Source organism: Planktothrix sp. FACHB-1355, assembly GCF_014748295.1.
GTDB classification, from domain to species: Bacteria; Cyanobacteriota; Cyanobacteriia; order Cyanobacteriales; family Aerosakkonemataceae; genus Aerosakkonema; species Aerosakkonema funiforme_A.
On record NZ_JACJUP010000499.1, the window covers coordinates 1 to 4,584 of the forward strand.

At 44.3% G+C, this 4,584-nt stretch carries 6 protein-coding genes; 2 read left to right on the top strand and 4 right to left on the bottom strand.

What is annotated here, in order from left to right; all coding sequences use genetic code 11:
• Nucleotides 1-63: 63 nt before the first annotated feature.
• Nucleotides 64-906 carry a lysophospholipid acyltransferase family protein gene (locus H6S82_RS19225; RefSeq protein ID WP_190461886.1) on the top strand — a complete coding sequence of 281 codons (843 nt, stop codon included), beginning with the start codon at nucleotides 64-66 and terminating at the stop codon, nucleotides 904-906.
• A 10-nt stretch (nucleotides 907-916) separates the two neighbouring features.
• Here the strand turns inward: H6S82_RS19225 and H6S82_RS19230 are convergent, their stop codons facing one another.
• The 4 genes from H6S82_RS19230 to H6S82_RS19245 all read right to left on the bottom strand — a co-directional run bounded on the left by H6S82_RS19230 (nucleotide 917) and on the right by H6S82_RS19245 (nucleotide 4,153).
• A complete protein-coding gene (locus H6S82_RS19230) occupies nucleotides 917-1,522 on the bottom strand; it encodes a transglutaminase family protein (RefSeq protein WP_190461884.1) in 606 nt (201 codons plus the stop codon).
• Between the two features lie 20 nt (nucleotides 1,523-1,542).
• Entirely contained in the window at nucleotides 1,543-2,016 is a 474-nt protein-coding gene (locus H6S82_RS19235; protein WP_190461882.1) for a GNAT family N-acetyltransferase, read from the bottom strand.
• A 187-nt stretch (nucleotides 2,017-2,203) separates the two neighbouring features.
• Entirely contained in the window at nucleotides 2,204-3,259 is a 1,056-nt protein-coding gene (locus H6S82_RS19240) for an alpha/beta hydrolase (protein ID WP_190461880.1), read from the bottom strand.
• 135 nt (nucleotides 3,260-3,394) lie between these two features.
• Nucleotides 3,395-4,153 carry a response regulator gene (locus H6S82_RS19245; protein WP_190461878.1) on the bottom strand — a complete coding sequence of 253 codons (759 nt, stop codon included), beginning with the start codon at nucleotides 4,151-4,153 and terminating at the stop codon, nucleotides 3,395-3,397.
• A gap of 68 nt (nucleotides 4,154-4,221) precedes the next feature.
• On the opposite strand from H6S82_RS19245, the gene H6S82_RS19250 reads away from it, so the two are divergent.
• On the top strand, nucleotides 4,222-4,584 hold a 363-nt coding region (locus H6S82_RS19250), incomplete at its 3' end, for an ATP-binding protein (protein ID WP_191056573.1).

Consider the following 4,584-nt stretch of genomic DNA (forward strand, 5'->3'; position numbering starts at 1 on the left):
CACTCTCCCACTCCCCCACTCCCCCACTCCCCCACTCGTTCTAATTTCTGCTAAGATGCCCTGATGCACCAGAAAAATCGCACTCAAGCTAAATCGGGATGGTCTTTAGACCAACGAGATCCAAAAGTCATTCAAGCCATGATGCCAATATGGGGGTGGCTGTACGAGAACTATTTCCGGGTGCAAACGAGCGGTTGGCATCATATTCCCGACGAGGGAAAAGTCTTGTTCGTCGGTTCCCACAACGGGGGAATTGCTGCGCCGGATATGTTCATGATGATGTATGACTGGTTTCGGCGCTTTGGCTACGAACGCCGGGTTTATGGATTGATGCACCATCTCACATGGCAGGTAGCGCCTTCGTTAGCCGAACTGGCGGTAAAATGCGGCGCGATCGTGGCCCATCCTAAAATGGCGATCGCAGCTTTGCGTCAAAATGCCAGCGTGTTGGTTTATCCCGGTGGCCCGCAAGATTTGTTCCGACCGTACCATATGCGTCATCAAATCTACTTTGCCGATCGTAAAGGATTTATCAAAGTAGCGCTGCGAGAGGAAGTGCCGATTATTCCCGTGATTTCTAATGGCGCACACGATACGCTGATTGTACTTGCAGATGTCCACGAGCAAATGCAGCAGCTAAATTCCTGGGGAATACCTTGGCTTTTCGGTATTGACCCGGAAGTTTTTCCGATTTATCTGGGTTTACCTTGGGGATTGGCGATTGGCCCGTTGCCTCATATTCCATTACCGGTGCGTATCTACACTCGCGTTTGTCCTCCCATTGTGTTTGAACGCTACGGCGATGAGGCATCACGCGATCGCGAATATGTTAATACTTGTTATGAAATGGTTCGTACTAAAATGCAGCAGGAATTAGATTGGTTGGTTAAGCACAGCCAAGATTAATCCTCTAACATTACAATTTGCTAGGAAGGTTGGCAAGTAAATCTTGCAAATTTGTATAGTTTTTTAACGCCGAAACTACCTGATGGTTCGGTTGTGCATATACGTTTGGGTAATCGATTTCGGCAAGTTCTGTTCTGACAGGATATGCCAACAGTTCTCGATCCAAACAAAATTCTGCTCGGACGCCTTTTTTGTTTCCCCGCGCATCAACTCGAATCCAGCGATCGATACTATTTAAGTATATCGCATTCAAGCCGTGTAAAGTTAAATAATTTGGTCGATCGTCATGGAAAACCAAGCGTTGATAGCAGAATCCCGCCGGAATTCCCATACAGCGCAATATCGCCGCTAACAAATGAGATTTGGCGAAACAAATACCCTCTTGGTGTCTTAAAACGCTAGAAGCTTCGCAGGTGACTACTTTGCCGTTAATATCGCAAGAGTGAGCGATATTGTCTCGCACAAACTCATAAGCTTTTTTGGCTATTTCTACATCAGTTTTTGCCTGTTGAGATAATTTATTGGCAATTGCTTGGATGTTGGGAGCGTCAAAATCAATTACATCAGATGTTGCCAAATATTCATTCATATCTGAGATTTCGCATTGCCAATTCATGACGTTATCTCCTGGAATGTTTAAATTAAATCCAATTTCATTTCGTTAGTAGGTGAAAAGCCCAAACTGGAATAGACAGGTAAGCCAGATGGCGAAGCGTGTAAAATAGCTTTCGTACATCCTTGCGATTTGAGATAATTTACTGCTGTGGTGGTGAGTTGCTTGGCAATTCCTTGTCGGCGACGATCCGGTTCGACATAAACTCCCCAAATATATCCATAATGGCGATATTCTGCGGTGAGGATATGGGGATAAAGGCCAGCAAAAAGTTGACAGCTTACGGAACCGACAACTCGACGCTCGACTTCGGCGACAAAAGCTTGATAGGCAAGTTGTTTGCGAGCGCGATCGATAAATTCAAGTGTAATATTAAACCAATCAGTTTTGATACTATTTGCTGTCACATCATTATCCAGCCACATTTGATAAAAGTGTTCGGCAATGAGAGCGTCTTCTTCAGGAAAAGCTGCTCTGATATGAATATCTAATTTCATCTCAATAGTTGGTTTTGCTGAGTGCGATCGTACCCGTATCTACTAAAAGTAATTGTAAGAATTGTAGGTTGGGTTTAACAATAACGAATTTCTAGATCCTTCCGCTCATTGCGAAGCAAATCCAAAATCCAAAATCTAAAATCCTGTCACTTCAACCCAACCTACAAAATTTATGATAATTAGCTAATCAAACATGGCGATTGAACCATGCAGCAATGTTGATTGCAGCTTTATCGATCGTTTCCGGTTCTTCATAAAACTGAAACTGAATTTTATCCCCTAACCAAACAAGCTCTTTGTCTTTGGCGGGAATCAATTCAAATATTTTTTTAGGAATCACCGGCCCGGTTGCCGCCTTGTCAGCGTGTACCATCAATGTCGGCTTGTTGAGATTTTTGATGGTTTCATCGACACGATAAGTCCATAATTCTGCTTCGCTCATCGCAGTAATGCGGTTTTCCCAAAGCCCGTGAAAATTCCAAGCTGGGCCGCGATTTGCCCAACGGATGTACCACTCATATATCGGTTTTGGTAATAGCAAAGCGTTAGGATCTTCGAGACTTACAATGGGAATATACTCCACTTCACCCGTTTGTTCGTATTTAGCCTTTGCTTGCCTTGCTCGTTCAATGCGAGCGAGAGTCTTTTCTTCGCCGCCATTGTATTCATCTGCCGTTTGTTTGGTCAGATAATGACCTGCCACTAGCGCTAATGCTTTTACTCTGCTGTCTTCGGTGGTTGCCTGAATTGCCCAATTAGTACCTTGACATACACCAAGAATGTAAATTCTATCTTTATCTACTTCTGGGCGGGTGAGCAAATAACTAACTGCGGCTTTCAAGTCAGAAACCTTTGCTTGTGGGCTTTCATAACGGCGCGGTTCCCCACCGCTTTCGCCATGAAAACGCGGGTCAAATGCTAAGGATATAAAACCTTCTCTTGCCATTCGGGTAGCATATTGAACAGGGGATTGCTCTTTGACAAATGCTACAGGGCCCAGAATCGGCAGGGCGGGTGCTGGTTGGGTCAACCCGTCAGGAATGTATAAATTACCCACCATTTCCACGCCGTCGTTTGTGAAGCTGACTCGCTCCATTGTGTAGGAGCCTCTGGATTGCGTCTCCGTCATCTGCATTTTTGCCTCCGCACTGTTACTTACTCCGGCTATACCCTGGCTGAGTAAAAAACTGCCTGCCCCGATTGCGCTGGCTTTCACGAAGGTTCTCCGCGATTGGTCAGACATTTTTAGTTTCTCCGCTAGTTGGCTCGTGCAGCGGCTTAAAAATATTGTTGCCCCACGAGCAGGTTAACTGTCTGAATGTTATTAATATCATTAAAACTGTAGATTGTGCAAATATGCAATTTTAGTATAAAAGTTTCAATCGTCTGACTTTTTTAGTCGCAAGTTGGGGTGAAGAAAATTAACTTCCGAGATGGGTTGCGATCGCAAAAAATTCAGGACAGCAACTGACAGCAGCGCCGCACCGACTCCGTGTCCGGATATATCAAGCAAATAAATACCTAAAATCCCATCGTAGAGCCAGTAAAAATCAAAACAATCGCCGCCCAGCCGAGCGGAAGGAAGAAAAACCGCCTCAGTGGAGACAGTTCCTTTGAGAGGTACGGGAAGGAGCGATCGCACATATGCAGCCGCTTCATCCAATTCTGCTTGTAATTTGTGGTTCGCTTTTTCCAACGCTTGCTTTTGGATTTGGAAATCTTGGTTGACGGTTTGTAACTTTTGATTCAATTCATACAACCGCAGTCCAGCTCGCACCCGCGCTTTCACTTCTTCCATTTCAACGGGCTTGGAAACAAACTCATCTGCGCCTGCATCAAGTCCCTCAACACGTTCCTCTACTGCTTCCTTCTCAATTCCCTTTCCCTTCGCCGTCAGCAGAATAAAGAATGTAGTTGATAACTCCGGATCGGCTTTAATACGGCGACACACTTCTAGTCCATCCATCTCCGACATCATCCAATCACAAATTATCAGAGCGGGACGATGCAGTTGCGCTTGCGCGATACCTTCTTCACCATTGCTTGCTAAGATTACATCATAACCCTGATTTTGGAGCGTTCTTTTTAACAGGAGGCGCAAGGTGTGGTCATCATCAACGATAAGAATTTTAAACATAGTACTTTCAATAAAAATTACATCTATTCCAGTTTATTATTGCATTAGAAAAGGTTGGTGACTTAAAAGTGCTAAAAAAAATTCATCTTCAAGTTAATACAGATTTGACTGCATCTGGCCAAGTTTTATCATGGTTTGAGCAGTTAAACCATCCTCCCATCCGTAAGGAAATTTGGTGGCAGTGTCAGACCCTACTTCAAGAAGGCTTTGCTAATATTGTCGAACACGCCCATAAAGATCTGCCACCTGACACACCGATCGATATAGAAGCTGTAAGGTTCGACGAACATATAGAGATTCGGATTTACAGTTATGGCCCAGATTTTGACTTAGAAGCTCAATTGGCGCAAACCCCCAAACTTGAAGATAATTTTGAGGGACGGGGGCGCGGTTTGAAAATTATATCATTACTTGCCGATTACTTTACTTAC